Source organism: Halomonas sp. BN3-1, assembly GCF_003056325.1.
GTDB classification, from domain to species: Bacteria; Pseudomonadota; Gammaproteobacteria; order Pseudomonadales; family Halomonadaceae; genus Halomonas; species Halomonas litopenaei.
Window position 1 is genome coordinate 247,771 of the sequence record NZ_PYVV01000005.1, and the last position, 25,304, is coordinate 273,074.

General features: G+C 64.4%; 23 protein-coding genes. 10 read left to right on the forward strand and 13 right to left on the reverse strand.

The features are described from left to right. Positions 1 to 13: 13 nt before the first annotated feature. Entirely contained in the window at positions 14 to 748 is a 735-nt protein-coding gene (locus C9F12_RS09255; RefSeq protein ID WP_108448674.1) for an aspartate/glutamate racemase family protein, read from the reverse strand. A gap of 436 nt (positions 749 to 1,184) precedes the next feature. Between C9F12_RS09255 and C9F12_RS09260 the strand changes: the two genes are divergently transcribed. From C9F12_RS09260 to C9F12_RS09290, 7 genes are all read left to right on the forward strand, one after another. After that, entirely contained in the window at positions 1,185 to 1,892 is a 708-nt protein-coding gene (locus C9F12_RS09260) for a GntR family transcriptional regulator (protein ID WP_162816426.1), read from the forward strand. A 464-nt stretch (positions 1,893 to 2,356) separates the two neighbouring features. After that, a complete protein-coding gene (locus C9F12_RS09265; RefSeq protein ID WP_052704323.1) occupies positions 2,357 to 3,352 on the forward strand; it encodes a TRAP transporter substrate-binding protein in 996 nt (331 codons plus the stop codon). Beyond that, positions 3,349 to 3,924 carry a TRAP transporter small permease gene (locus tag C9F12_RS09270; protein WP_108448676.1) on the forward strand — a complete coding sequence of 192 codons (576 nt, stop codon included), beginning with the start codon at positions 3,349 to 3,351 and terminating at the stop codon, positions 3,922 to 3,924. The genes C9F12_RS09265 and C9F12_RS09270 overlap by 4 nt, the downstream gene beginning before the upstream one ends. Continuing rightward, positions 3,921 to 5,201, forward strand: coding sequence for a TRAP transporter large permease (locus C9F12_RS09275; RefSeq protein ID WP_108132155.1), 1,281 nt, complete (start codon positions 3,921 to 3,923; stop codon positions 5,199 to 5,201). The genes C9F12_RS09270 and C9F12_RS09275 overlap by 4 nt, the downstream gene beginning before the upstream one ends. 110 nt (positions 5,202 to 5,311) lie before the next feature. Then, the gene (locus C9F12_RS09280) at positions 5,312 to 6,055 is read left to right on the forward strand and encodes an aspartate/glutamate racemase family protein (protein ID WP_108448677.1); all 744 of its coding nucleotides are present in this window, start codon (positions 5,312 to 5,314) and stop codon (positions 6,053 to 6,055) included. Positions 6,056 to 6,143: 88 nt separating this feature from the next. Next, positions 6,144 to 6,866 carry a GntR family transcriptional regulator gene (locus C9F12_RS09285; RefSeq protein WP_108132156.1) on the forward strand — a complete coding sequence of 241 codons (723 nt, stop codon included), beginning with the start codon at positions 6,144 to 6,146 and terminating at the stop codon, positions 6,864 to 6,866. 154 nt (positions 6,867 to 7,020) lie between these two features. Continuing rightward, the gene (locus tag C9F12_RS09290) at positions 7,021 to 7,299 is read left to right on the forward strand and encodes a hypothetical protein (protein ID WP_045992400.1); all 279 of its coding nucleotides are present in this window, start codon (positions 7,021 to 7,023) and stop codon (positions 7,297 to 7,299) included. Here C9F12_RS09290 and C9F12_RS09295 read toward each other — a convergent pair. Beyond that, the gene (locus C9F12_RS09295) at positions 7,270 to 8,436 is read right to left on the reverse strand and encodes a C45 family peptidase (protein WP_108448678.1); all 1,167 of its coding nucleotides are present in this window, start codon (positions 8,434 to 8,436) and stop codon (positions 7,270 to 7,272) included. The two genes, C9F12_RS09290 and C9F12_RS09295, sit on opposite strands and share 30 nt — an antisense overlap. 274 nt (positions 8,437 to 8,710) lie before the next feature. On the opposite strand from C9F12_RS09295, the gene C9F12_RS09300 reads away from it, so the two are divergent. Beyond that, the gene (locus tag C9F12_RS09300) at positions 8,711 to 8,944 is read left to right on the forward strand and encodes a hypothetical protein (protein WP_045992398.1); all 234 of its coding nucleotides are present in this window, start codon (positions 8,711 to 8,713) and stop codon (positions 8,942 to 8,944) included. Positions 8,945 to 9,031: 87 nt separating this feature from the next. Here C9F12_RS09300 and C9F12_RS09305 read toward each other — a convergent pair whose 3' ends face one another. Next, on the reverse strand, positions 9,032 to 10,285 hold the full coding sequence (locus tag C9F12_RS09305) for a dicarboxylate/amino acid:cation symporter (protein WP_108448679.1): 1,254 nt from the start codon (positions 10,283 to 10,285) through the stop codon (positions 9,032 to 9,034). 238 nt (positions 10,286 to 10,523) lie between these two features. Beyond that, positions 10,524 to 11,297, reverse strand: coding sequence for a dienelactone hydrolase family protein (locus tag C9F12_RS09310; RefSeq protein ID WP_108448680.1), 774 nt, complete (start codon positions 11,295 to 11,297; stop codon positions 10,524 to 10,526). A gap of 251 nt (positions 11,298 to 11,548) precedes the next feature. Here C9F12_RS09310 and C9F12_RS09315 point away from each other — a divergent pair, with 251 nt between their 5' ends. Beyond that, positions 11,549 to 12,754 (forward strand): ABC transporter substrate-binding protein, encoded by a 1,206-nt coding sequence (locus C9F12_RS09315; RefSeq protein WP_045992395.1) that lies wholly within the window; start codon positions 11,549 to 11,551, stop codon positions 12,752 to 12,754. 312 nt (positions 12,755 to 13,066) lie between these two features. Here C9F12_RS09315 and C9F12_RS09320 read toward each other — a convergent pair whose 3' ends face one another. The 9 genes from C9F12_RS09320 to C9F12_RS09360 form a co-directional block, all read right to left on the reverse strand. Next, the gene (locus tag C9F12_RS09320; RefSeq protein WP_108448681.1) at positions 13,067 to 14,383 is read right to left on the reverse strand and encodes a branched-chain amino acid ABC transporter permease; all 1,317 of its coding nucleotides are present in this window, start codon (positions 14,381 to 14,383) and stop codon (positions 13,067 to 13,069) included. Continuing rightward, positions 14,383 to 15,387 (reverse strand): branched-chain amino acid ABC transporter permease, encoded by a 1,005-nt coding sequence (locus C9F12_RS09325; RefSeq protein ID WP_045992393.1) that lies wholly within the window; start codon positions 15,385 to 15,387, stop codon positions 14,383 to 14,385. Before C9F12_RS09325 ends, C9F12_RS09320 begins: the two co-directional genes overlap by 1 nt. A 28-nt stretch (positions 15,388 to 15,415) precedes the next feature. Beyond that, positions 15,416 to 16,120, reverse strand: coding sequence for an ABC transporter ATP-binding protein (locus tag C9F12_RS09330; protein ID WP_045992392.1), 705 nt, complete (start codon positions 16,118 to 16,120; stop codon positions 15,416 to 15,418). 108 nt (positions 16,121 to 16,228) lie between these two features. After that, complete coding sequence (locus C9F12_RS09335; RefSeq protein ID WP_045992391.1) at positions 16,229 to 16,999, reverse strand: ABC transporter ATP-binding protein; 771 nt, start codon at positions 16,997 to 16,999, stop codon at positions 16,229 to 16,231. A gap of 114 nt (positions 17,000 to 17,113) precedes the next feature. Beyond that, positions 17,114 to 18,559 carry a sodium-dependent transporter gene (locus C9F12_RS09340; RefSeq protein WP_045992390.1) on the reverse strand — a complete coding sequence of 482 codons (1,446 nt, stop codon included), beginning with the start codon at positions 18,557 to 18,559 and terminating at the stop codon, positions 17,114 to 17,116. A gap of 170 nt (positions 18,560 to 18,729) precedes the next feature. Then, positions 18,730 to 19,035 carry a hypothetical protein gene (locus C9F12_RS09345; protein ID WP_108132161.1) on the reverse strand — a complete coding sequence of 102 codons (306 nt, stop codon included), beginning with the start codon at positions 19,033 to 19,035 and terminating at the stop codon, positions 18,730 to 18,732. 89 nt (positions 19,036 to 19,124) lie between these two features. Further along, positions 19,125 to 20,387, reverse strand: coding sequence for a glutamate carboxypeptidase (locus C9F12_RS09350; protein ID WP_108448682.1), 1,263 nt, complete (start codon positions 20,385 to 20,387; stop codon positions 19,125 to 19,127). Between the two features lie 358 nt (positions 20,388 to 20,745). Further along, positions 20,746 to 22,572, reverse strand: coding sequence for a translational GTPase TypA (gene typA / locus C9F12_RS09355; protein WP_197037093.1), 1,827 nt, complete (start codon positions 22,570 to 22,572; stop codon positions 20,746 to 20,748). 166 nt (positions 22,573 to 22,738) lie between these two features. Then, positions 22,739 to 23,269 (reverse strand): glycosyltransferase family A protein, encoded by a 531-nt coding sequence (locus C9F12_RS09360; protein WP_108448683.1) that lies wholly within the window; start codon positions 23,267 to 23,269, stop codon positions 22,739 to 22,741. A 514-nt stretch (positions 23,270 to 23,783) separates the two neighbouring features. Here C9F12_RS09360 and glnA point away from each other — a divergent pair. Continuing rightward, the gene (glnA, locus tag C9F12_RS09365; RefSeq protein ID WP_108448684.1) at positions 23,784 to 25,190 is read left to right on the forward strand and encodes a glutamate--ammonia ligase; all 1,407 of its coding nucleotides are present in this window, start codon (positions 23,784 to 23,786) and stop codon (positions 25,188 to 25,190) included. The last annotated feature ends 114 nt before the right edge of the window (positions 25,191 to 25,304 follow it).

The following is a 25,304-nucleotide window of genomic DNA, read 5'->3' on the forward strand; positions in this document are numbered from 1 at the left end:
GGGGCAGGGGGTGTCAGCCGAGCCGAGGGTCGTGAAACAGCTGGCCCCAGCCGTTGATGGCGCTGGGGTCCTTGCCTGCCAGCAGCAGGCTCTTCCACACGGTGACGCTGACCGAGTCGTAGATGGGGATGCCGAGCTCTCGCTCCAGCTCCTCGACGATGCCGGCCCCGCGCAGGTTGGTGCACAGGATGGTGATCGCCTCCGGCTCTGCTCGGGCGACCTCGCGGACCATCTCGGCCAGGGTCTGCTCATCGTATTCGGAGAACGAGAAATTGCCGCGGTCGTTGAGGTGGCGCTCGGCCACCACCTCGACTCCTTCACGCCGGTAGTTGTCGACGATGGCGGCCTGGATGTCGTCAAGGTATGGGGTGACCAGCCCTAGACGCTTGACCCCGGTGCGCTCGAGCACCTCGTTGAGCGCCAGTACGCTGCTGGTCGCCGGTATGCCGGTGGCTTCGGTGATGGCGGCGCACAGGCGGCGGTCGGCGTCGAACCCGAGCCAGCTCGAGGAGGTGCCATTCCAGGCGATCACGTCCATGTGGGCATCGCTGAGCAGGCGGGCGGCGTCAAGCTGTGGTGCGGGGTCAAACTGGGCCAGGGCCGACTCGCTCAGCGAGATTTCCTTGACCGTGAAGCGCTGAAAGTGGGCACTGACCGCTGGCATGAGGTCCCGCAGGATGGCGCTGGTGTAGGGCTCCAGCACGGTGTTCGACGAGGGGGTCAGCATTCCGAGAAGGGTGCGTTGCATGGGCGTGGCGATCCTGTGCAAGGTCGTGTTGTTGTTGTGTGTGGCGCGCCCCGGAGGTGGATCGGCGGTGGCCGGTCTTGCCTGTGGCGCGCTACACTGGATCTTGAAAGAAATTCGGAATTCCAAATTTCTACGACCTTTTCAGCATTGCATAACGTCGAGTTTTTGCAAGTACACTGCATCAATCGCCGTGAGATATTGCTGTGAAGGCGGCAGTGAACACCTGGCGACCGTCGTGGAATCCGTGCCTTGGGATCTTCGATGGAGTGTGGAAACAACTTTGATTTCAGCGCTTTGTTGAGTGCTGGTGGTCGATGGTCGGCGTGCTGAGCAGTGGGTGCCCGCTCCAGGGCGCTGTGGGCTGAAGCGACGCCCCAGTCCTCCGCAAGCAGCCAGCATGAGCACCCAGGAGCACCGAGGAGCAAAAGGAGCCGCCATGAACGAGTCCCTGGATCAGGACGTGCTGTCATCGCCTCGCCCGGCGCCGCTCAAGCGCTCGAGCCTTTATGAGGCGGTGGCCGAGCGCCTGCGCGAAATGGTACTGGAAGGAGAGCTGGCCCCCGGCAGCCGGATCGCGGAAAAACCGCTGTGCGAGGCCTTTGGGGTGTCGCCGACGCCACTGCGTCAGGCGCTCAAGGTGCTGGCCAGCGAAGGCCTGGTCGAGATGCTGCCCCATCGTGGGGCCCGGGTGACCAGAGTGGATCGTGACGAGGTACGTGATCTGTTCGAGGTCATGGCGGCACTGGAATCGCTGGCGGGCAACCTGCTGGCGGTGCGCGCCTCTGATGCCGACATCGCCGAGATCCGCCGACTCCATGACGAGATGATGGGCTATTTCGCGGACAATCAGCGCAAGCGCTACTTTGCCCTCAATCAACGCATTCACCAGCGTCTGGCGGACCTGTCAGGCAATCGGGTGCTGAAGGACCTGGAGCAATCGCTGACGTTGCGTATCACCCGGGCGCGTTACATGGCCAACCTGGACGCCAGTCGCTGGGAGGAGTCCGCTCGCGAGCACAGCTACTTCGTCGAGGCGCTTGAGGCGCGGGACGCCCAGGCGCTGTCCGAGGCCCTGAGCCTGCATATGCGCAAGACCGGCCAGGCCGTGCTGCAGGGGCTGCCCGACAACGCTGGCGACGACTGACCGCGAGCGTTGCCTGGCGAGGGGCCGCAGGTGCTGGCCGCGCCGTCCCCCTAACCCTTTCTGCCGAACCTTTTCTCCCGAACGCTTTCTCCCAAACCTTTGCCCTCGAGCCCCTTTTCCCAGGGCTCTTTTCCCTTCGAGCCTCCCCTCAAGCCCTGCATCAAGGGGCTTGGTCTCTCTGCTCCTTGCTACCGGACACTCCCCGCCGTGCACGGCTTGCCACCCATGGTTCGCCACCCACGGCTCGGCGCCCGGTAGATCTCCTGCCGCATGGCCTCCGCATGTCATGAGTCGCTTCTTGCTGGATTTTAAAACAACAACTATCTGATAAATAAAGTGTTTAAAAAAAATAGTATTCAGGATTTGGAATTCTTGAGTGTGTTCGACTAAGGTCAAAGCAGGTGGGCTCGCTTGAGCGTTCCATCACCGATTCCTTACCCAATACCAACAACAAGGATTGCGACATGACGACTCCCTCCCGTCTTTCCCTGCTGGGTGCCGGCGCGCTGGCCCTGGGTCTTTGCACACCGCTGCTGGCCCAGGCAGAAGACCTGCGCTTTGGCGGCAACTTCACCGATGATCACTCCAGCAGTCGCGCCATGGCGCGCTTCGCCGAGACCCTGGCGGAGCAGAGCGATGGCGATCTGACAGCCCAGCTGTTCCCCAACATGCAGCTTGGCGGTGCCGGCGAGAATCTCGATCAGGTCAGTTCCGGCGCCATCATGGGCAGCTGGATCGGCATTTCCTACCTGTCGCGTACCGTGCCGGAACTCGAGGCGCTGAGCCTGCCGTTCGCCTTCGACAGCCGCGAGGACGCCTTTGCGCTGATCGACGGCGAGGTCGGCGAGCTGCTCGACGAGAAACTGGCCGAGGCCGGGTTCGTGGCGCTGGGCTACATGGAACTCGGCTTCCGCCACGTCACCAACGCCGAGCGGCCGCTTGAGTCGATCGAGGACTTTCAGGACCTGAAGATCCGTCTGCAGCCCAACCAGACCCACCTGGACACCTTCCGCGCCATCGGTGCCAATCCGGTGTCGATGGACATCAAGGAGGTCTACGGTGCGTTGCAGCAGGGGGTGCTCGATGGCCAGGAGAACCCCTACAGCATCATCGAGACCAAGCGTCTGGACGAGGTGCAGCCGTACCTGTCCGATACCGGCCACTTCTACGACTACATCGTGGTGGTCGCCAATCGCGACAAGTTCGAGGACCTGAGCGACGACCAGCGTGCCACCCTGATGGCGGCCATGGACGAGGCGGTGGCCTGGCAGCGCGAGACCGCAGCGGCCGAGGATACCCAGGCCCGCGATACCCTGATCGAGCGCGGTATGCAGTTCACCCCGATCAGCGACGAGACCCGCGCGGCCCTGCGTGAGGCCAGCCAGAGCGTAGTGGATGATCTGCGCGAAAAGCTCGGCGCTGAGCTGGTCGACAAGGTGCTCGAGGAGCTGGGGGCATGACACGGGCCTGGCAACGCCTGGAGGCCCACGCGGGCCATCCGGTTCGGCGCCATTTCCTGCATCTGCTGGCGTGGCTGGACCGTGGCTCCTACTACGCCATCCTGCTGGCCATGGGCCTGATGACGGTGCTGGTGTGCGCCCAGGTGGTGGCACGCTACCTGCTCGGCACCAGCATCGACTCCGCCGATGAGCTGTCCCGGTTGTGCTTTGTGTGGGCGATCTTTCTGGCCATTCCCCACGGTATCAAGAGTGGCATCCACGTCGGTATCGATGCCCTGGTCAGCCACCTGCCCGCCGGCGCCCAGCGCCGGCTGGCCCAGCTGATGGCGGCGTTGGGGGTGGTACTGATGGTGATCCTGGGGGTGGTGGGAACCGGTGCGGTGATCGACAAGTGGCCGCAGCTGATGCCAACCATGCCGATCACCGCGGCGGTGTTCTATATCGCGGTGCTGCTCTCGGCGATCCACTGTGCGCTGCATCTGATCGCCCAGTGCCTGGAGCTTGAGCCGCTGCCTTCCGCCCCGGCTGGACCCGACTCAGGCCATGACCGCGGTGAGGAGGTGCGCCCATGACCCTGGCGATTATTCTGAGCTTTGCGGTACTGGCGCTTCTTCGTATGCCGCTGGCCTTTGCCCTGGGCCTTGCCTCGCTGGTGGGGCTGGTCGTTGGCGGCATGGACCTGGCGGTGCTGCCCCAGCGCATGATGCACTCGGTGGACAGCTTTCCACTGATGGCGATTCCGCTGTTCATGCTGGCCGGCGAGTTGATGGTGGCGGCAGGGATCCTTCAGCGCCTGGTCGACTTCGCCAACTCGCTGATCGGCCGCGTCCACGGCGGGCTCGCCCACGTGGCGATCGTCGCCGGGATGGTGCTGGCGGCGGTCAGCGGGGCGGCGGTGGCCAGTGCCAGCGCCCTGGGCAGTTCGCTGGTGCCGTCCATGCGTCAGCAGTACGACACCGGCTACAGCAGCGCGGTGGTTGCCTCGGCGGCCAACCTGGGGGCGATCATCCCGCCCAGCAACGCGATGATCGTCTACGCCTTGATGGCCGGCTCCAGCGTCTCGGTAGGCGGGCTGTTCATGGCGGGTATCGTGCCGGGACTGGTGCTGGCGCTGGGCTTCATGGGCCTGGCCAGCTTCCTGTCGATGCGCCGTGGCTATCCGCTGGCCGGCGGAGTCATCGGGCTGCGCCACGTGCTGGTGCAGACCTGGCGGGCGCTGCCCATTCTGCTGATGCCGATCGTCGTGGTCGGCGGCATCGTCGCTGGTGCCTTCACCCCGACGGAGGGGGCCGGCATTGCCGTGCTCTACGCGCTGGTGATCGGCTTCTTCGTCACCCGCCAGCTACGCCTGTCGCACCTGCCGCGGGCGATGTTCAACGCCGCGGTCACCGCCGCCATGGTGGGGGCGCTGATCGCCTTCGCCTCGACCATGACCTTTGCCTTCACCATCGATCTGGTGCCGATGCGTCTGACCAGCGCCCTGCAGGGGCTGACCAGCGACCCGCTGATGTTCCTGCTGCTGGTGATGGGGCTGTTGATCCTGGTCGGCATGTTCGTCGAGTCCAACGCCGCCTACATCATGCTGGTGCCTCTGCTGGCGCCGATCGCGCTGTCCTACGGCATCGATCCGCTGCTGTTCGGCTTTCTGTTCGTGATGAACCTGGTGGTGGGCATGATGACGCCGCCGGTGGGGGTGCTGCTGTTCGTGATGTGCGGCATCTCCAATATCAGCCTGAACGAGCTGATGAAGAGCGCCTGGCCCTTCATCGTCTTCCAGTATGTGGTGCTGGTGGCGTGTATCGCCTTCCCCTCGCTGGTCACCTGGCTGCCGCGGGCACTGGGGTACTGAATGATCGAGGTACTGACGACTGAAGTACGGCATCGACCGAACGACAAGCTACGAAAAGGCCGAGGTGTCGCATCCGGCGCCTCGGACCGGCCCACTACAAAGAGACTGCCATGAAGCTTCTGGTCATCAATCCCAATATTTCAGACGACGTCAGCGCGCTGATCGAGCGTGAAGCACGGGCAAGCCTGCGCCCCGGCAGCGAACTGAGCGTCGCCACCGCGCCCTTCGGCGTGGCCTATATCGAGACCCGCGCCGAGGCGCTGATCGGCGGCTATGCGACCCTGGGTCTCGCCGCCGAGCGCTACCCCGGCCACGACGCTGTGGTGGTGGCCGCCTTCGGCGATCCCGGTCTGCCCGCGTTGCGCGAGGCCCTGCCGATCCCGGTGGTGGGGCTGACCGAAGCGGCGCTGATGAGCGCCTGTCAGTACGGCGGGCGTTTCTCGATCATCGCCATCTCCCAGCGCATCCAGGCCTGGTACCGCGAAACCGTGGACAGCTACGGCCTGGGCTCGCGGCTGGCCAGTATCCGCGCCCTGGATGAACCTCTGGCGGCCATCGGTAGCGTGCAGCAGGACCAGGGCGGGCGCCTGATCGAGCTGGCCGAACAGGCGGTCAGAGAGGACGGCGCCGATGTGCTGATCCTGGCCGGGGCCCCGTTGGCGGGGTTGGCCCGCCAGGTCGCCGCCGAGCTGCCGGTGCCGGCGCTGGACGGCGTGACCTGCGCCATCACCCAGGCCCAGGCGCTGGTCGATCTCGGTCGCGCCAAGGCCACCGTCGGCAGCTACGCCGCACCCCCCGACAAGCCGCACAAGGGCTTGAGCAGGGAGCTGGCAACGCTGATCGGCCGGCGTTGACCTCTCGTCTCCGGGCCAGCTCCGTCGCTATACTTGGACGCTGGCCCTATCCTTGTTCCTTTCCCTCACCGGTCGCTGGATCCTGCCCATGACGTCGACAACCGACGACGCCACCGTCGCTTCACCCTCCGATAGAGGCGCGCGTCAGCGAGCGCCTCACCGCCGCCGCATCCAGGCGCCGTCTCTGGCCGATGAAGCCTACGACCTGCTCAAGGGGCTGATCGTCCACGGTGAGCTGGCCCCTGGGGAGCGTCTGCTGGAGCCGGCTCTGTGTCGGCGTCTGGGCATCTCGCGCACGCCCCTGCGCGATGCCTTGAACCAGCTGGCGGGCGAAGGCCTGGTGACCCTGCGGCGCAATCGCAACGCCCTGGTCACCCTGCTTGATGGTGACGAGCTGCGTCATCTGTTCGAGGTCGAGGCCGGGCTCGAGGCCATGGCGGTGGAACTGGCGGCCGGGCGCATGACAGAGACCGAGCTCAAGCGGCTGGCCTCACTGCAGACTCGCCTGGAAAAGCAGCACGCCAAGGGCGATCGCGACGGCTACTTCGCCACCAATACCCGTATCCACGCGCTGCTGGTCGAGGCGGCGCGCAATCCGGTGCTGGTGGAAACCCACCAGCGCCTGCTGGGTCGGTTGGAGCGGGCGCGTTATCTGGCGCTGAATCGCCTCGGCCGCTGGCAGGAGTCCACCGATGAGCATCGCGCCATCCTCGATGCCTTGATCGCCAGGGACGCCGACCTTGCCCGCCGCCACATGCACGAACACGTCATGCACACCGGTGTCGCCATCAGCGCCTTGCTGACACGCTGAGTCCTGCGACAGACACGGCGACGGTCGCCTGCTTGTTCTGGTCGCTGAACAGCGATGATCAGGACGAGCCTTGACAGGCCATCCAAACACGACCATATTGCAAACGTTAATGATTCTCATTGTTTTGGGCTATCAGCGTCTGCAGGAGGTCGTCATGTCCTATCGCATCAAGACCGCGCTTCACGGAGCCAACCCGACCCTCGAGATCTTCGACGTCAGCTCGGGCTCCATGCGCATGGCCTGGGAGTACCCGAAGGAGGTGGGCAGCGAAGAGAAGGATCCCGAGCTTGCCTCGCTGCGCCGAGAGGAGGCGATCCACGAGCTGTTTCGGCGGCTGTTTCTGCTGACCACTGAACAGTACCTGAAAGGCGAACTCGGCAGGGACGGAAGCGAGGCGTCAGGGTCACACGGCGGTGGGCACAAGGCGCATTGAATGGGTGGTCTGGCAGGGCTTGCCGTGGCGTAGCCACAGCACCTTGTCGGTCAGGTCCATGACCACGCTGAACAGCGTTTCCATCCGCTCGGCTTCAGCGACGCTCGGGTCGAAGTGACGACACAGGCTGTCCTCGCCGGGGGTATGATCACCGAGCAGATCGAACAACCGCTCGGCGTCGAGGGTGGCGCTCTCGTTGGGGGCTGTGCTCGCTGTACCCCGTTCTGTCCCCCTTTCATCCGCACACGAGCCATCCATGCCCAGGTCGTCGAGCAGTTGCTCGACCAGCGCGTCGAGGCGACTCAAGCGGGACCAGGAGTCCGGCTTGGGGAAGTCCTCGACCCAGTGGGTGGCGGTGTCACTGACCAGGTGATTGGTATGGGTGACGACCCCGCGAGCCGGTGCGATGGTTCCCGGTTGCCCGGGGTGAACCTCGAGCCCTTCCGCCTGGCCGCTGCCGTCGGCCAGCAGGAAGTGGGCGGGCGCGCAGACACCGTCGTGGGCGATTTGTCGGGCGGCGTCGAGGGTCTCGCACTCGAGCATGGCGCGCAGGGCGATATGGATCGGCAGACCCTCGCCGCAGGTCGCCGAGCGGATGGCATTGAGTCCGACTCCGACACCATTGGCGTTGAGTCCGATCTTGCCGACCATGCCGGCCTCGCCCACGCTGATCAACGGCGGCGCGCCGGGAGCCTGGATCTCGAGGATCACCAGATGGTCGAGTTGGTCGGCGCGCCAGTCCCAGTTCTGGGCGAGCCACTGGCGGCCGGCGTGATAGAGCGAAAAGGCCGAGCAGCCACCGCCGGCGCGGGTCAGCGACACCTCGCTGCGACAGTTGAGGGTAAGCACGTCGGCCAGATCACCGCCGATGCCCTGGGCGATGCCGTCGAGCTCCTCGAGAATGGCCGGGTAGCGCCGCTCGATCATCGGCAGGAAGCGTTCGGCGTCGCGTCGCGCCTCGTGCCAGCGCAGGCCCGCCAGGTCATGAAACAGTCGGTCGTAGACGTCGATGCTGGCAAGGATCGCCCCACGGTGCTGGCTGCCGTGGGCACGGCCGATGTCGAGGCGGCTGCCGGAGAGCCTGGTGGGTGTCAACGACGAGCAGGAGGGGGTGGGAGAGGACGTGGAGGGGGTCATGAAGTGCTCCCTGCGATCGAAGCGGCTGGCGCCGGGTCGCTGACATGGGTGGATATCCCCTCAGCGTAGCAGTTCTGCGCTTGGCATGGCGTCGTAGAGGTGGCCGTCGAGGTGTCTTGGATGAATTTTAATATATTGATATCGTTCAGTTTTTACACGATTCGCTACCCTTCTCGACAATTCCTGGCGAGACTCCCACAGAGCGTTTCACTTTATTAGTCTGCGAAGTTGTATGCTGCCAGAGAGCCTTACCGGCCATCTCAGGAGACACAACATGAAGACCAGAAACGCGCTGCTCGTATTGGCCCTCTTGGCCCTGCCGTTGTCCGCTCAGGCAGGTGTTGTCGACGGCAAGATCGCCAAGCTGGCTGAGCCGCTGGCCCCTGCAGAAGGGCCCTGCGCCAATCATCACACCACTTACTGCGCGGCTGAACACGCTGGTGCCACGCAGGATGCCGACTTCGACGCCCGCGAGACGGCAAGCCAGGAGCAACAGGGCCACAGCTGAAAGCGATGATGCTGGCGGAACCCTGAACGACGATGCCCCGGCCAACTGGCCGGGGCATCGTCGTCTGGCAGGGGCTCGGGGGGCTGGTCAGGTCTTGTTGGCGGCGTTGTAGATGTTCTCGTCGAGTTCGCCTTCGCTCTTGCCGACCAGGGTGGTGACCATCAGGTCTCCGGCCACGTTGACGCTGGTACGGGCCATGTCGAGGATGCGATCGACGCCGGCGACCACCGCCAGGGCTTCCAGCGGCAGGCCGATCTGGGCCATGACGATGGACAGCATCACCAGGCCGGCGCCCGGGACACCGGCGGTGCCGATGGAAGCCAGGGTGCCGGTGACGATGATCATGCCGTAGTCGGCCAGGCTCAGGTCGACGCCGATCAACTGGGCGATGAATACCGCCACCACCCCCTGATAGATGGCGGTGCCGTCCATGTTGATGGTGGCGCCCACCGGCAGCACGAAGCCGGCGACCCCCTCGGACACGCCGAGGTTCTTCGTCGCGCAGCGCAGCGAGACCGGCAGGGTGCCGGACGAGGACGCCGACGAATAGGCCACCACCAGGGCATCGAGGATGCCCTGCAGGTAGCGCACCGGATTGAGACGACCGAGCAGCGACAGCAGACCGGAGTAGACCACCAGCACGTGGACGACGCTGGCCAGGTAGGCCACGCCGATCACCTTGACCAGGGGCAGCAGCACCTCGGCGCCGTAGCTGCCTGCGACGTGGGCGATCAGACCGAACACGCCGAAGGGCGCCAGCGCCATCACCAGGCTGGTCAGCTTGACCATGGCCTCGGCGAAGCTCTCGAACACCTTGACCACCGGCTCGCCCTTCTCGCCGATCAGGGTCAGCGAGACACCGAGGCCAATGGCGAACACGATGATCTGCAGGATATTGCCGCTGGCCAGGGCGTCCACCGGGTTCTGGGGCACCAGGCCGACCACGATCTGCACTAGGCTTGGGGCTTCCTTGGCCGCGTCTGGGTTGGCCTCGAAGGTCATGTCGAGGCCAACGCCAGGCTGAAACAGCCAGGAGGCGGCCAGGCCGATGGCGATGGCGAAGGCGGTGGTGACCAGATACAGCGCGATGGTCCGCGCGCCGATGCGGCCCATCTTCTGGGGGTCACGCATGGCGGTGATACCGACCACCAGGGTAGAGAACACCAGCGGCACGATCAGCATCTTGATGGCGCTGATGAAGATGTCACCGATGGGTTTGAACACGCTGGCGCTTTCGCCCATCAGGGTGCCGACGAGGACACCCAGGGCGAGGCCGACCAGGATCTTCTGCCATAGCGGGATACGACGCCACAGGCCGGGGGAACGATCGGGGGTGGACATGGGGAGGCTCCAGAAGGACAGGGTGGATGGCCTGCCGTGCAAGGTGGGAAGACGCGACACCCATCGATAGTCAGCAAAATGTTCTCGTTGACTGCTATCGAATGGGCGATCGGCACGATGGAGGCGGATTCTACCGAATAATCTGCCTCGGTGTTTTCATCCGTTGCACACCTTCTGGTGCTCAGAGGCCACCTGGGAGCGGCTTCCAGGTGGCCGGACTGTTGACGACGCTAGCGGTTCAGCCCTGATCCTGCTGTTCCAGGGTGCGCCGCAGCAGCTGGTGGAAGGCCGCCCAGGAGGCCTGGTCGGCCCGAGCCTGGTAGCGATCGCTGCCGAACACCGTGAAGGCGTGGGGAGCACCGGAGTAGACCTGGATCTCATAGGGGGCGCCAGCCGCCTCCAGCTCCTCGGACAGCGCCGCCACCTGGTCCATGCCGATGGAGGCGTCGGCCCCACCGTGGGCGACCAGGATCGGTGGCGTATCGGCGGAGTAGCCCTGGCCTTCCGGTGTGTCGAGGCCGCCGTGGAAGGTAGCGAAACCACGCACACCTTCGTCGGCGTTGGCGCGGGCCATCTCCAGCACCACGGCGCCACCGAAGCAGTAGCCCATCACCACGGTGTCTTCGCCGGCGCCCTGTTCACGGGCCTGGGTCAGCCCCGCCAGGGTCAGCCGGCGCATGCGTTCACGGTCATCGTAGAGCACCGCCATCTCGGCCTTGCGCGCGTCGATCTCCTCGGGGCGGTTGCCGGCGCCGTAGAGGTCCACGGCGAAGGCGTCGTAGCCCGCCTCGGCGAGCATGTCGGCACGCTTTCTTTCATAGTCGGTGAGGCCATCCCAGTCGTGGATGATCAGCACGCTGCCCTTGGAAGAGGACGTGGCGGGGGCGAAATAGCCCTGGAAGGCTTCACCGTCCACCTGGTAGTCAACGTTTTGTCCGGCCATGGCGCCGGCGCTGGCGAGAACAGAGCCGAGACCGATCAGGGCAGGGGCGAGCAGGGCGCAACGAGACATGGTGTGCTCCTTGGCGAGTGAGGGGCGTTGGCCCCGCCAGATGGCAGGGCCTGTGCTGAGTATAGAAGCCTGGCCACAGACGCCAGTCCTGAACCCCATCTTGTTGCATCCAGCCGGCCTAGCGTTGGCGGCGGGGACTTGAGTTTTCCCCGGCGGCCTTCCAGATTGGGGGTATGAAGATCGAGTGGGCGAGCCGCGGCTGACCGCGCTCGTCTCGGCTTCATCTCAGGACAACCAGAGCGAGACCAACAATCATGAAAAAGCGCGTACTGGCGACCGCCGTGGCTGCAACCACCCTGGCGGTCGGCTCCATGGCCCACGCAGAGGTCAAGATCGGATTTCTCGGCGGCTTCACCGGGGGGATCGAGAGCCTGACGCCGCCGATCTACGACGGCGCCCAGCTGGCGGTTGACCATATCAACAACCAGGGTGGCATCCTCGATGGCCAGGACGTGGTGATGCCGACCGGCGACACGACCTGCGGCGACGCTTCGGCGGCGTCCAACGCGGCTGACCGCATGGTCAACACCGAGCAGGTTACCGCCATCGTTGGCGCGCTGTGTACCGGTGCCACCATCGCCGCGGCCAACAACGCGGCGATTCCGGGTGGCGTGACCATGGTGTCTCCGGCCTCCACGGCGCCGGCGGTCACCGATCTCGACGACAATGACCTGGTGTTCCGCACCGTGCCCTCCGATGCCTTCCAGGGCGAGATGCTGGCCAAGTTGCTGATCGACAAGGGCATCGAGGAAGTCGCCGTCACCTACGTCAACAACGACTACGGACGCGGCCTGTCCGACGCCTTCAGCTCGGCCTTCGAGGACGGCGGCGGCAGCGTGCTGGAAAACCTCGCCCACGAGGACAACCGCGCCGACTACCGCAGCGAACTCGGCACCCTGTCGGCCACCGGCGCCCAGACCCTGGTGGTACTCGCCTACGCCGACACCTCCGGCCAGACGGTGGTGCGCCAGGCCTACGAGAGCGGCATGTTCACCCAGTACGTGGGGGCCGACGGCATGGTCGGCGACAGCCTGGTCGAGGCCATCGGCGCCGACGTGCTCGACGGCATGATCGCCACCCGTCCGGGCAGCCCGGACCTTCCCGGCACCGAGATCTTCACTGAACTTGCCAACAACGCCGACATCGACCCCACCGCCGTATTCGCGGCCCAGGCCTACGATGCGGCCTTCCTGCTGGGGCTGGCCATCCAGCAGAACGGCAGTGCCGAGCGCGAGGGTGTGTCTGAGGCGCTGCGCAGCGTGTCCTCTCCCCCCGGTGAGGTCATCCTGCCCGGTGAGTGGGAGAAGGCGGTGGAGCTGATCGCGGCGGGGACCGAGATCAACTATGAAGGCGCTTCCGGTACCCAGGACTTCGACGACAACGGCGATGTGCCTGGTGTGGTACAGGAAATGGCCGTGGAAAACGGCACTTTTACCGGCAAGGGCTTTGTTGAATAGCCGCCATGACGTAAAGTAAGGCGAGTCGTCGACGGACGACAACGCATCCGGGCGGTCGCCTCCGCCCAATGACCGCGCCAATGCTCGCAACAGAGGCGCTCAAGGAAAGCCCCCGGCCATCTGGCTGGGGGCTTTATCGTTGGTAGGGGCCTGTCATTGGCGTCGAGCTGGCGATGTCGTGCGATATGGCCAGTGATGGGGCAAGAGGCGTGAGAGGCGGGCCCTGGCGACCCTGGGCCGCCAGGATGAGACCATCAGTGACGACGACCGGCGTCAGGCACTGTCCGCAGAAGCGGTGTCGACGGACACGCCTCAGTCATGGTGCTTGACCTTCTCCGGCAGCAGCCCTTTGGGGGCGACGCGCAGCACCACCGTGATCAACAGCCCGATGACGAATACCCTGGCCTGCAGGGCTCGGCTTTCCAGGTTGCTGGGTAGCTCCCAGCCGAAGCTGGCCTGGCCGAAGTGGGCGATCAACTCCATCACGTAGAGCGCCAGCGGCTCTGACATGATCCAGATGATGTACACCGCCACCGCGCCGAACAGGGTACCGAGGTTGTTGCCCGGCCCACCCAGGATGACCATCACCAGAACCAGGAAGGTGTGGTTGAGCGGCAGGTAGCCGTTGGGGTCGAAGATGCTGTTGAAGCTTCCGAGTGCCGCGCCGCCGAGGCCCATCAGCACGCAGCCCAGCACGAAGATCTCGAGCCGGCGGCGATTGATGTCCTTGCCCATGGCGGCAGATGACACCTCGTTGTCGCGAATCGCCCGGATCATGCGGCCCCAGGGGGCGTTGTAGGCTCGGTTGAGCAAAAAGAAGATGCCCAGGATCATCACCGCCGTCACCGACAGATAGAGCGCCCGCGCCAGGGTAAAGCCGACCTCGCCGGGATCGGGTACCGGCCACGGCAGCGGCGACACGGTGGCGGTGCCTCGGGTCAGCCAGTCGGAGTTCTTGAGAAAGGCCTTGATGATCTCGGCGATGCCCAGGGTGGCGATGGCCAGATAGTCGCTGCGAAGCCCCAGGCAGACGTGGCCGATAAAGTAGCCGATACCGCCGGCCAGCGCTCCGCCGACCACCCAGCCGACCCACACCGGCAGGCCGAACCCGCCGATGAAGCCCATCTGGCTTTCGATGGCGTCGGTGACCTCGCGCAGTTCACTGATCACCACCATGTAGACGACGAGGCCGATCACCACGGTGATCAGGGTGCGCAGCCAGGACGGCACGCCCAGGCGAGTCATGCGCGACAGCGCGAATACCAGCGCGATACCGACGGCCAGATACCCCAGTACCTTGGCCAGCTCACCGGGCAGCGGGCTATCCCAGAAGGCCGGATTGACCGGCACGCTGAAGGTCATGGCGCAGAAGCCGCCGAGGGCGACGAAGCCCATGACGCCTGCGTTGAACTGGCCGGCGTAGCCCCACTGGATGGTCAGGCCCAGGGCCAGGATGGCGTAGCAGCTGGCTTCCACCAGCATGCGTGTCGAATAGGCCGAACCCATGGCCATGTAGACCGCGCCGACGGCGACGGCGAGGACCACCAGGAGGCTGAGTTCGCGCACCGGAAAGCGGCTCTGGGGCGTGGTGTTGGCGTCGTCGCGGCGATGGAAGTTGTTGGTCGTCATCAGATCACCTTGCCCTTGAAGATGCCGGTGGGGCGCCACACCAAGATGGCGACGAGGATGAAGAAGGGCACCACGATCTTGTACTCGGTGCCGACGAAGGCCAGGTTACTGGGCAGCTCGAGCCACTCGGGCAGGCTGTCGCTGAAGGGCCGCAGCAGCACCCGCCAGTTGAACACCGCCAGGGTCTCGGCGAAGCCCACCACGAAGCCGCCGGCGATGGCGCCGAAGGGGTGGCCGACACCGCCGACGATGGCGGCGGCGAAGATCGGCAGCAGCAGGTGGAAGCTCAAGTCCGGCTTGAACGTCACGTCCATCGACAGCAGGGTGCCAGCGATGGCGGCTAGGCCACCGACGATCACCCAGGTCACGGCGACGATGGTGTTGGTGTTGATGCCCGATGCCCGGGCCAGGTCCGGGTTGTCGGACATGGCGCGCATGGCCTTGCCGAGCCGGGTACGCGACAGAAACAGCTGCAGCCCGATCACCGCCACCAGGGTCAGCACGAACAGATAGATCTGCGGCTCGGTGATCACCACCGGCACCCGGGCGCCCTCGAAGGGCAGCGCCAGGCGGAAGATCTCCTTGCGGTCATCGACGTACAGGCTCTGGCCGCCGGTGCCCGAGAACAGCCGGATCAGGCCCTGCAGCATCAGGGTCACGCCGAGGGAGCCGATGACCATGACGATCGGCTTGACGCCGTGGGCACGCAGCGGCTTGTAGAAGGCCTTGTCGATGCCCACCGCCAGCGCCGCCGTCAGCACCATGGCCAGCGGCAGCATGACGATGGCGGTGGGCACACCGATGACGTCGCCGGCGTGGGGGAACAGCGTCGCCAGCAGCAGTACCATGAAGGCGCCGAAGGTCATCATGTCGGCGTGGGCGAAGTGGGCAAAGCGCATGATGCTGAAGACCAGCGTCACGCCCACCGCGCCGATGGCGTAGATCGACCCGGTGACGCTGCCGGCGATCAACACGTTGTTGATGAAGAACACGAATTCGTTCAAGGCGATATCTCCGCGCTAGGACTCGGCGTCAGCCGCCGAGGAAGCTCTTGGCCACGTCAGGATCGGCAAGCAGCGCCTGCCCCGTGTCGGTGAAGCGGTTCTGGCCGGCGGCCAGCACGAAGCCCTTGTCGGCGATGGCCAGGGCCTGCTTGGCGTTCTGCTCCACCATCAGGATGCCGACGCCGGCGGCGTTGACCTCCTTGACCCGGTCGAAGATCTCGTACATGTACTTGGGCGACAGCCCTGCAGTCGGCTCGTCGAGCAGCAGTAGTTCGGGCTCGGCCATCAGCGCCCGGCCCATGGCCACCATCTGGCGCTGGCCACCGGACAGCTCGCCGGCGGGCTGATGACGCTTTTCGTGAAGGGGCGGGAAGAATTCGTAGACCTTGGACAGCATGCGTTTCACGTTTCCCGGCTTGAGGAAGGCCCCCATCTCGAGGTTTTCCTTGACCGTCAGGCTGGGAAAGACGTTGTGCTCCTGGGGCACGAAGCCCATGCCCAGTTCTACCAGGCGGTTGGTGGGCAGGTTCTGGATCGGTTCACCGCGCAGCAGGATATCGCCCTGGGTCACGTTCAACTGGCCGAAGATGGCCTTGAGCATGGTCGACTTGCCGGCGCCGTTGGGGCCGACGATGACGCCGATCTGGTCGGCCTCGATGGCCATGTCCACCCCGTTGAGGATGTTCATGCCGCCATAGCCGCCGTGCACCTCGCGTGCATCGAGTAGAGGCATAGTCCTGTTCTCTGCATAAGAGCGCCTGTCGCGCCCTGGTTGTTGTTATCGCCGCGCCTGCAACGGGAGGGTGCCCCGGGTGGCGCGGTGTCTGTTGCCGGGCCGCTGTCAGGCCGCGCCGGCGCCGAAATAGGCTTCGATGACCTCGGGGTTGTTCTGGATCTCCTCGATGGAGCCCTCGACCATCACCGAGCCCTGGGCCAGCACGATCACCGGATCGCACAGTCTGGCGATCATGTCCATGTCGTGCTCGATGACCAGGAAGGTGTAGCCGAACTCGCGGTTCATCCGTTCGATATTGCCGATCAGGTCCCCCAGCAGGGTGCGGTTGACCCCGGCGGCGATCTCGTCGAGCAGCACCACCCGAGCGTCGGTCATCATGGTGCGGCCGAGCTCCAGAAGCTTCTTCTGGCCACCGGAGAGGTTGCCTGCCAGCTCGTTGCGCACATGATTGAGGCCGATGAACTCGATCACCTCCTGGGCCCGGCGCTTGACCTCGGCCTCCTGTGCTCGCACCGCCTTCGGCGCGAACCAGGCCTTGGCCAGGGACTCGCCGGGCTGGTCCGGCGGCACCATCATCAGGTTTTCCAGGGCGGTGAGCTGGGAGAACTCGTGGGCGATCTGGAAGGTGCGCAACAGGCCCTTGTGAAACAGCTCGTTGGCCGGACGATTGGTGATGTCCTCGCCGTCCAGCAGGATCTGCCCGGAATCCAGCGGCAGGGCGCCTGCGATGATGTTGAACAGGGTCGACTTGCCCGCACCGTTGGGGCCGATCAGACCGGTGACGGAGCCTTCCTCGACCTGAATCGAACAGTCGTTGATGACGTGAAGGCCGCCGAAGGCCTTGTTGACGTGTCGTACATCGATGATGGCTGACATCTTGGGTCCCGCCGTGTTGTCTATTGTCGTTGTTGCGTTGTTGCGTTGTTGCGTTGTTGCGTTGGTGTTGTTTGGTGTCGTTGCGGTCTTGATTGTCGGGCTTCCCGACGTCCCTCAGCCGCTGGCGGCGTGCTGCTCGGCCATCAGCCGGTAGGCGGCGAAGGCGCCTACCAGTACGCAGGCACCGATGGTCGGCAGCCAGTAGCCCTGGACATAGGGCAGGGCACGCAGAAAGACGAAGGCGACCCCGGTCGGCGCGATGAAGCGCACCAGAAACCGCCAAAGCCTGAGCCAGCTGGAGCGGGTGTGCATTTCCTTCATCGATTCGGACTGGGTCAGCGACCAGCCGGCGAACAGCGCCACCAGCAGGCCGCACAGGGGCAGCGTGATGTGGGTCACCAGTTCCAGCACGGCGAAGGCGCTGCGACCGAACACGTCATGCACGGGGCTGGCCTCGGCCCAGACGTTGAAACTCGCCACCGTGGCGAGCCCCAGCCCCCAGGCCAGCACCGACACCAGGGCTACCGCCAGTACGCGACTGAGGTCGAAGCGCTCGACCAGATAGGCCGCGACCGGCTCGATCAGCGAGATCGCCGAGCTGATCGCGGCCCCCAGTACCAGTACGAAGAAGATTGCGCCGACCAGCGAGCCTGAAGGCATCACCGAGAATGCCAGCGGAAGTGACACGAACATCAGCCCCGGCCCTTCGTCGGCGGCAAGTCCTGCGCCGAACACCAGAGCGAAGATCGCCAGCCCCGCGATTACCGCCACCAGGGTGTCGATCAGGGCGATGGCGAAGGCGGTCAGGGTCAGCGAGGTCTCGCTGGGCATGTAGGCGCCATAGGCCATGATCGCGCCCATCCCCAGACTCAGCGTGAAGAACGACTGCCCCATCGCCTCGAGCCAGCCTTCCAGGCTCAACTCGGACAGCGAGAAGGACAGCATGAAGCGACTGGCTGCCGCCATGTCGCCGCTGGTCGCGGCGTAGAACAGCACCACCAGCAGAATGACCAGCAGGGTCGGCATCAGGATGCGCAGGGCACTCTCCAGTCCACGATGGACACCCCGGGCGACGATGTAGGCGCAGATGGCGAGAAACAGCGTGTGGTAGAGCGTCAGCTTCAGCGGCGATGCGATCAAGTTGGCAAAGTTGTCGGCCAGCATGGCGGCGTCGGCGTCGCGCAGTGACCCGGTCAGCATCTCGCCAAGATAGTGCAGCGCCCAGCCGCTGATCACCGAGTAGAAGCTCAGGATCAGCAGCGCGGACAGGCCACCGAGCCAGCCGATGGTCTCCCAGGCGCGGGAGGTGCGATGACAACGGGTGAGAAAGCGCATGCCCATGATCGGACAGCGCCGGCTGTTGCGCCCAAGCATGATCTCGGCGATCAAAATCGGTATGCCGACGGCAAAGACGCACAGCACGTAGACCAGCAGAAAGGCGCCACCACCGTGCTCGCCGGCCAGGTAGGGAAAGCGCCAGAGGTTGCCCAGGCCCACCGCCGAGCCGACCGCGGCCAGCAGGAAGGTGCCTTTGTGGGTCCAGATGTTATCGCTGCTCATGGGGCTTCCGTCGACATGTCGGCGTCGAGACGCGGTAATGGCTGACCGGGCCGAGGCCCGGTCTGACATGTCAACTTTGCGATACAACCATGGCGCCTGACTAGGGGCGATGCGTTTAGCAGGCGTTGGCGGGACGGGTTTCCGTCACTGGCGGGTTCTGGAACTCGTCGTCAGCTGCTGGTATGGGGAGCCAGGGCGCGGTGATCGTCGCCAAGACGCACGGTATCGCCGATCGACAGGTCGCCGATATTCTTGGTGCGCTCGCCTGTGCGCACGGAGATCAGGGCGACCACGTCGCCGATGCTGGCGGTGTCGTCGTCGACCCTGGCTTCCACCCTGACCCTGACCGAATAGCCATGGTAGCGGCCGGCGATGATACTGCCGACGTGGGCGGTGGGGTATTCGTCGGGCTTGTCGGCGAAGTAGCGCTGAACGCTGTCAGCGCCGGGATCATCCCATTCGACGTGCTTGTGCATTCGCGTATCTCCTTGTTCGCGAAGGATGACGGTGCCCCATTAGCATAGACTGCAACTAGGGCGGTCGCCGTCTTCACCCCTAACGGTTATCAGTCTGCATCAATTGTGGCAGCGCTCGGCCCGGAAAGTTCCTGGATCAGACGGGTGGTGAGATACAGTCGCGGCACAATGCTGTCGAGTTCAATGAATTCCTCGTCGCTGTGGTAGCGCCCCCCGACCAGACCGAGGGATTCAAGCACCGCGGGTTGGCCGGTTTCGGGGTCGTAGGCGTAGCCAGCATCGGTGCCCCCACCGATCTCGGCCAGGGCGAGCGTCTGGTCGAGTTCCTGGCGGTAGATAGATTGGGCGAGGGCCGCCAGTTGCTCGGTGGCCGGGTTCGGCGGCAGCGGCGGGCGCCCGCGCTCGAGCCGAAACGCTACCTGGGTGTCCGTGACTCGCTGCTCGGCAATAATCGACTGGGCTTCGGCCATGACGCGCTCGTACTCGGTATGGTCGAAGTAGCGCATGTCCCCTTCGGCCCTGGCCGAGTCCGGGATGATATTGCGCTTTGTGCCACCCTCGACAATGGTCCAGTTGAGGGTGGTGCCCTTGTCGCTGTCGCCAAGGTCATCGAGCTGGAGCAACTGGTGGGCCAGCTCCATCACCGCATTGCGGCCTTCCTCGGGGGCGCCGCCGGCGTGGGAGGCACGTCCCTCGACCTCGAGAAAGGCGTAGTTGATGCCCTTGGTCACGGTGGTGACCGCTGACTCGCCGGGCTTGCCCAGGGTGGGCTCGAAGGACAGGACCGCGTCCTGTTCGCTGGCCAGTTCGGCGATCAGCTCACGGGATCCAAAGGAGCCTTTTTCCTCGTCGGGGTTGAACACCACGGTCAGGGTTCCCCAGGGCGAGAGCTCGAGGTCATCGAGCAGGCCCAGGCTATGCAGGATGACCGCGATGCCGCCCTTGGCGTCGCCGACGCCGGGACCATAGGCCCTGGAGGCGTCGCTGGAAAAGGGGCGCTTTGCCACGGTGCCTGAGGAAAAGACGGTGTCGTAGTGGATCATCAGCATGAGATCGGCGTCGCCGCTGCCCTGGTGTCGAGCCACCAGCGTGTTGCCGCCGAAGGCCTCGGCCGGGTGCTGTTCGACCTCGAAGCCGAGTTCGACGAGACGTTCCTGCAATAGCGCCTCGACGCGAGCGAGGTCGTCGACATCGCCGGTACCGGAGTCGAGGTTGACCAGCGACTCCAGGGTCTCGAGAAAGGCCGAGCGCTCCTGCTCGGCGTTGGCGAGCAGGGTGTCATCGGTGGATGGCGAGGCCAGGGCAAATGCTGGCAGCAGGGACAGTAAGGCGATGAAGCGTCGGGCGGCCATGGTGAGCCTCCTTGCTGGGTGGTCACCAAAGGATAGTTCAGTCCGGCCAGGGTGCCGTCCTCACCCCAGATGCTGATGTCTCCACGTGCAGACGACACTGGTCGCCATCGGGCGCCGGGCATCGATATTGTCTATTCCGCAAAACGACGACGCCCGCCATTGAGAGCCGGGCATCGATATTGTCGATACCGCAAAACGACAATGCCCGCCATTGAGAGTCGGGCATCGATATTGTCTATATGAGCATTGCCGCAAACAACGATGCCCGCCATGAAGAGCCGGGCATCGATATTGTCTATTCCGCAAAACAACGATGCCCGCCAGGAGGCGGGCATCGATGAAGCGAGAAACGCAGCGCTTACTTCTTGGTGGCGCGCTTGCGCTCGTTCTCGGTCAGGAACTTCTTGCGCAGACGGATATGGTTCGGGGTGATCTCGACCAGCTCGTCGTCATCGAGGAACTCGATGGCCTGTTCCAGAGTGAAGCGCACCGGCGGGGTCAGCACGATGTTCTCGTCGTTGCCGGAGGCGCGCATGTTGTCGAGCTTCTTGCCCTTGGTGGGGTTGACCACCATGTCGTTGGCGCGGTTGTTGATGCCGACCAGCATGCCTTCGTAGACCTCGGTGCCGTGGTCGATGATCAGCTTGCCGCGCTCCTGCAGGGCGTACAGGGCGTAGGCCAGGGCCTTGCCCGGAACCATCGACACCAGCACGCCGTTGCGACGCTCGATGGAGGCGTCGGGCTTGAGCGGGCCGTAGTGGTCGAAGCGGCTGGTCAGGATGCCGGTACCAGAGGTCAGGGTCAGGAACTGACCACGGAAGCCGATCAGGCCGCGCGCCGGGATGATGAAGTCCAGGCGGACCCGGCCCTTGCCGTCCGGGTTCATGTTCTTGAGCTCGCCCTTGCGGTAGCCGAGCTCTTCCATGATGGCGCCCTGGTGCTGCTCTTCGCAGTCGATGATGACTTCTTCGTAGGGCTCCTGCTTCTCGCCGTCGATCTCACGGATGATGACCTCGGGACGACCCACGGCCAGCTCGAAGCCTTCACGACGCATGCTCTCGATCAGCACCGACAGGTGCAGCTCGCCGCGGCCGGAGACGATGAACTTCTCCGGGGACTCGCCCTGCTCGACACGCAGCGCCACGTTGTGGATCAGCTCCTGGTCGAGACGATCGCGAATGTTGCGGCTGGTGACGAACTTGCCGTCCTTGCCGGCAAACGGTGAGTCGTTGACCTGGAAGGTCATGGACACGGTGGGCTCGTCGACGGTCAGTGCCGGCAGCGCCTCGACGGCGGCCGGATCACAGATGGTGTCGGAGATCGCCAGGTCGTCGATGCCGGTGATGCAGACGATGTCCCCGGCGGTGGCCTGCTCGGTCTGTACCCGCTCGAGACCCAGGTGGGTCATGACCTGGCCGACCTTGCCCTTGCGGGTCTGGCCTTCCTTGTTGATGACCACCACCTGCTGGTTGGGCGAGATGGCGCCGCGGGTGATGCGGCCTAGGCCAATGACACCGACGTAGCTGGAGTAGTCGAGTGCCGAGATCTGCATCTGCAGCGGTCCGTCGAGTTCCACCTTGGGCGGCTCGACGATGTCGACGATGGACTGGAACATCGGCGTCATGTCGTCGGACAGTTGGTCAGGCTCGGGACCGGCGATGCCGTTGAGGGCGGAGCAGTAGATGATCGGAAAGTCGAGCTGCTCGTCGCTGGCGCCGAGGTTGTCGAACAGATCGAAGATCTGGTCGATGACCCAGTCCGGGCGTGCGCCGGGGCGATCGATCTTGTTGACCACCACGATCGGCTTGAGGCCCTGATCGAAGGCCTTCTGGGTGACGAAGCGGGTCTGCGGCATGGGGCCGTCGACGGCGTCGACCAGCAGCAGTACCGAGTCCACCATCGACATCACGCGCTCGACCTCGCCGCCGAAGTCGGCGTGTCCAGGGGTGTCGACGATGTTGATGTGGTAGTCCTGTCCCTCGGGGGAATTCCAGCGGATCGCCGTGTTCTTCGCCAGGATGGTGATACCGCGTTCCTTCTCCTGGTCATTGGAGTCCATGATGCGCTCCTGACCCTCGGCCTTGCGGTCCAGAGTGCCAGACTGACTCAACAGCTTGTCGACCAGGGTGGTTTTGCCGTGGTCGACGTGAGCGATGATGGCGATGTTGCGAAGATTCTCGATCACGACGGGATCCTGCTGGAAAAAGTGGGGCAGCATTATAGGGCCTGGGCGATGACAACGACCAGCCTTGTTGGCGCCAATCTCGGCATCGATCCTCAAGATGCTGAACTATCAAGCACCTGCGAGGCGAAAAAAGTAGGCGAAATCGACAGAAAGGACGATCTGACGCTCAGGCGCGCTGCACGACCATCTTGGCGCGACAGGCCTTGAGGCGAGTGGCGAGGTCCTCTACCGCGCTCAAGTCCAGCGACGGGTCGAAGCCTCCCAGCCGATCGAACCAGGTACGTTCGACGCCCAGGGCCCGGGTCGGAGTACGTCGCAGCAGGCTGAGCAGCGATAGCGGACAGGGGCGAGCAGGACGCACCACCGGGCGCGAATCATCGCAGGCGGCTGCCATCATTCGCTCGACCCAGTGGGTGTCCAGAGGGCCGAGGCAGAAGCCGAGCATGCGTCCATTGCTGTGGGAGGCGGCCAGGTTGAGGCGCCGCCCCATGGGCGCGGGCCGGCTGCGCACCTGGCGATAGCCGACGACGGCGTGTTCGCCCGGTTCGCCCAGTAGTGGTGGCGCCATATCGCCATCGTCGATGACGAGGATCTCGCCTCTTCCCTGGAAGAGGGCGACCTGCTGGCGTGCTTCCGCGAGCCGGCGAGGCAGTTCCTTGCCGGTAAGTCGGGCATCAATGATCAAGCTGATTTTCACGACGACACTCCGAGGAGGGTGACGCCGGCCGGCAGGGGAGGCGGTCGGAGTCGAACGTAATAAAGTGTATCTTTGCGTTGCGAAAGGTTCCAGCGCCCACTGACACCTCGCGATCGGCCCGGCAGAGTTTATAGATCCTGTCACAAAGGTCCAAAGTGGTGCGTCGCAGTCTTTATTGCACTTTTGTGGTGCATTGGTCGGCAGGTCCTGAAGGTGGTGGGCCTTTGTGCCCTAAGCTGGCGCAAAGGGCCTGTTTGGATAAAAAAGATTTGAAACAATGGGTTGGGATTTTTTTGGTCGATGCTGGTGCAATGCTGGCACGCAATCTGCATTGTGGTTGGCAGTGTCATCGTGTCGCGCACGTTGCCATGGGCAGTGTCCCGGGAGCGTGCTACAAAGGATCCCGGTACCCCTTTTGTTCCCTGGATCATCCCCCGTTTCAAACCGGTGACATGGGATTGGCGCCGTTGCGCAACGCTCGAGTCACGAGACAAGTTCCACTCTGGAGGACCACATGTCAGACAAGACCCTCGCCCTGATCAACGAACATGATGTGAAGTGGGTTGACCTGCGCTTCACCGATACCCGCGGTAAAGAGCAGCACGTCACCATTCCGGCCGCCGAGGTCGACGAAGAGTTCTTCGAGAATGGCCAGATGTTCGATGGTTCCTCCATCAACGGCTGGAAGGGCATCAACGAGTCCGACATGATCCTGCGTCCGGAGGACGGCACCGGCTTCCTCGACCCCTTCACTGAAGACGCGACCCTGATCCTGCGTTGCGACATCATCGAGCCGGCCACCATGCAGGGCTACGAGCGTGATCCGCGCTCCATCGCCAAGCGCGCCGAGGCCTACCTGCAGTCCTCTGGCCTGGGCGACACCGCCTTCTTCGGCCCCGAGCCCGAGTTCTTCATCTTCGACGAGGTGCACTGGAAGGCCGATATCGAAGGCGCCATGTACAAGATCAGCTCCGAAGAGGGTGCCTGGTCCACCGACCGCGCCGTCGAAGGTGGCAACCTCGGTCACCGTCCGCGGGTCAAGGGCGGCTACTTCCCGGTTCCGCCGGTGGACAGCTTCCATGACATGCGCGGTGCCATGTGCAACACCCTCGAGGCCATCGGCCAGAAGGTCGAGGTGCACCACCACGAGGTGTCCAACGCCGGCCAGAACGAGATCGGTGTTGCCTTCAACACCCTGGTCAAGAAGGCCGACGAAGTTCAGGAAATGAAGTACGTGATCCACAATGTGGCTCACGCCTACGGCAAGACCGCCACCTTCATGCCCAAGCCGCTGGTCGGCGACAACGGCAGCGGCATGCACGTCCACCAGTCTTTCTGGAAGGACGGCCAGAACCAGTTTGCCGGTGACGAGTACGCCGGTCTGTCTGAAATGGCGCTTTACTACATCGGCGGTATCATCAAGCACGCCCGCGCCCTGAACGCCTTCACCAACGCTTCTACCAACTCCTACAAGCGTCTGGTGCCGGGCTTCGAAGCGCCGGTCATGCTGGCCTACAGCGCCCGTAACCGTTCTGCTTCCATCCGTATCCCGTACACCGCAAGCCCGAAGGGCAAGCGTGTCGAGGCGCGTTTCCCCGACCCGACCGCCAACCCCTACCTGTGCTTCGCGGCGATGCTGATGGCCGGTATCGACGGCATCAAGAACAAGATCCACCCCGGCGACGCCATGGACAAGAACCTCTATGACCTGCCGCCGGAAGAAGGCAAGGCCATCCCGACCGTGGCCGAGAGCCTCGACCAGGCGCTGGCAGCCCTCGACGAGGACCGCAGCTTCCTGACCGAAGGTGGCGTCTTCACCGACGACATGATCGACGCTTACATCGAGCTCAAGAACGAGGACGTCGAGCGTCTGCGCATGGCGACCCACCCGATCGAGTTCGACATGTACTACAGCTGCTGATCGGCATAGCGCCTCGTGCGTTCCGTCGGCCCCGCGATGATCGCGGGGCCGATTTTTTTGCGCGGGCCTTGCGCCTGGGCAAGGGATCCCCTTGGCGCGGGTCGTGGCTGCCGT

Bases quoted from the DNA above. Each gene is read 5' to 3' on its own strand.
- C9F12_RS09255 (WP_108448674.1), bottom strand. From the start codon at position 748: ATGCAACGCACCCTTCTCGGAATGCTGACCCCCTCGTCGAACACCGTG.
- C9F12_RS09260 (WP_162816426.1), top strand. From the start codon at position 1,185: ATGAACGAGTCCCTGGATCAGGACGTGCTGTCATCGCCTCGCCCGGCG.
- C9F12_RS09265 (WP_052704323.1), top strand. From the start codon at position 2,357: ATGACGACTCCCTCCCGTCTTTCCCTGCTGGGTGCCGGCGCGCTGGCC.
- C9F12_RS09270 (WP_108448676.1), top strand. From the start codon at position 3,349: ATGACACGGGCCTGGCAACGCCTGGAGGCCCACGCGGGCCATCCGGTT.
- C9F12_RS09275 (WP_108132155.1), top strand. From the start codon at position 3,921: ATGACCCTGGCGATTATTCTGAGCTTTGCGGTACTGGCGCTTCTTCGT.
- C9F12_RS09280 (WP_108448677.1), top strand. From the start codon at position 5,312: ATGAAGCTTCTGGTCATCAATCCCAATATTTCAGACGACGTCAGCGCG.
- C9F12_RS09285 (WP_108132156.1), top strand. From the start codon at position 6,144: ATGACGTCGACAACCGACGACGCCACCGTCGCTTCACCCTCCGATAGA.
- C9F12_RS09290 (WP_045992400.1), top strand. From the start codon at position 7,021: ATGTCCTATCGCATCAAGACCGCGCTTCACGGAGCCAACCCGACCCTC.
- C9F12_RS09295 (WP_108448678.1), bottom strand. From the start codon at position 8,436: ATGACCCCCTCCACGTCCTCTCCCACCCCCTCCTGCTCGTCGTTGACA.
- C9F12_RS09300 (WP_045992398.1), top strand. From the start codon at position 8,711: ATGAAGACCAGAAACGCGCTGCTCGTATTGGCCCTCTTGGCCCTGCCG.
- C9F12_RS09305 (WP_108448679.1), bottom strand. From the start codon at position 10,285: ATGTCCACCCCCGATCGTTCCCCCGGCCTGTGGCGTCGTATCCCGCTA.
- C9F12_RS09310 (WP_108448680.1), bottom strand. From the start codon at position 11,297: ATGTCTCGTTGCGCCCTGCTCGCCCCTGCCCTGATCGGTCTCGGCTCT.
- C9F12_RS09320 (WP_108448681.1), bottom strand. From the start codon at position 14,383: ATGACGACCAACAACTTCCATCGCCGCGACGACGCCAACACCACGCCC.
- C9F12_RS09330 (WP_045992392.1), bottom strand. From the start codon at position 16,120: ATGCCTCTACTCGATGCACGCGAGGTGCACGGCGGCTATGGCGGCATG.
- C9F12_RS09335 (WP_045992391.1), bottom strand. From the start codon at position 16,999: ATGTCAGCCATCATCGATGTACGACACGTCAACAAGGCCTTCGGCGGC.
- C9F12_RS09340 (WP_045992390.1), bottom strand. From the start codon at position 18,559: ATGAGCAGCGATAACATCTGGACCCACAAAGGCACCTTCCTGCTGGCC.
- C9F12_RS09345 (WP_108132161.1), bottom strand. From the start codon at position 19,035: ATGCACAAGCACGTCGAATGGGATGATCCCGGCGCTGACAGCGTTCAG.
- C9F12_RS09350 (WP_108448682.1), bottom strand. From the start codon at position 20,387: ATGGCCGCCCGACGCTTCATCGCCTTACTGTCCCTGCTGCCAGCATTT.
- glnA (WP_108448684.1), top strand. From the start codon at position 23,784: ATGTCAGACAAGACCCTCGCCCTGATCAACGAACATGATGTGAAGTGG.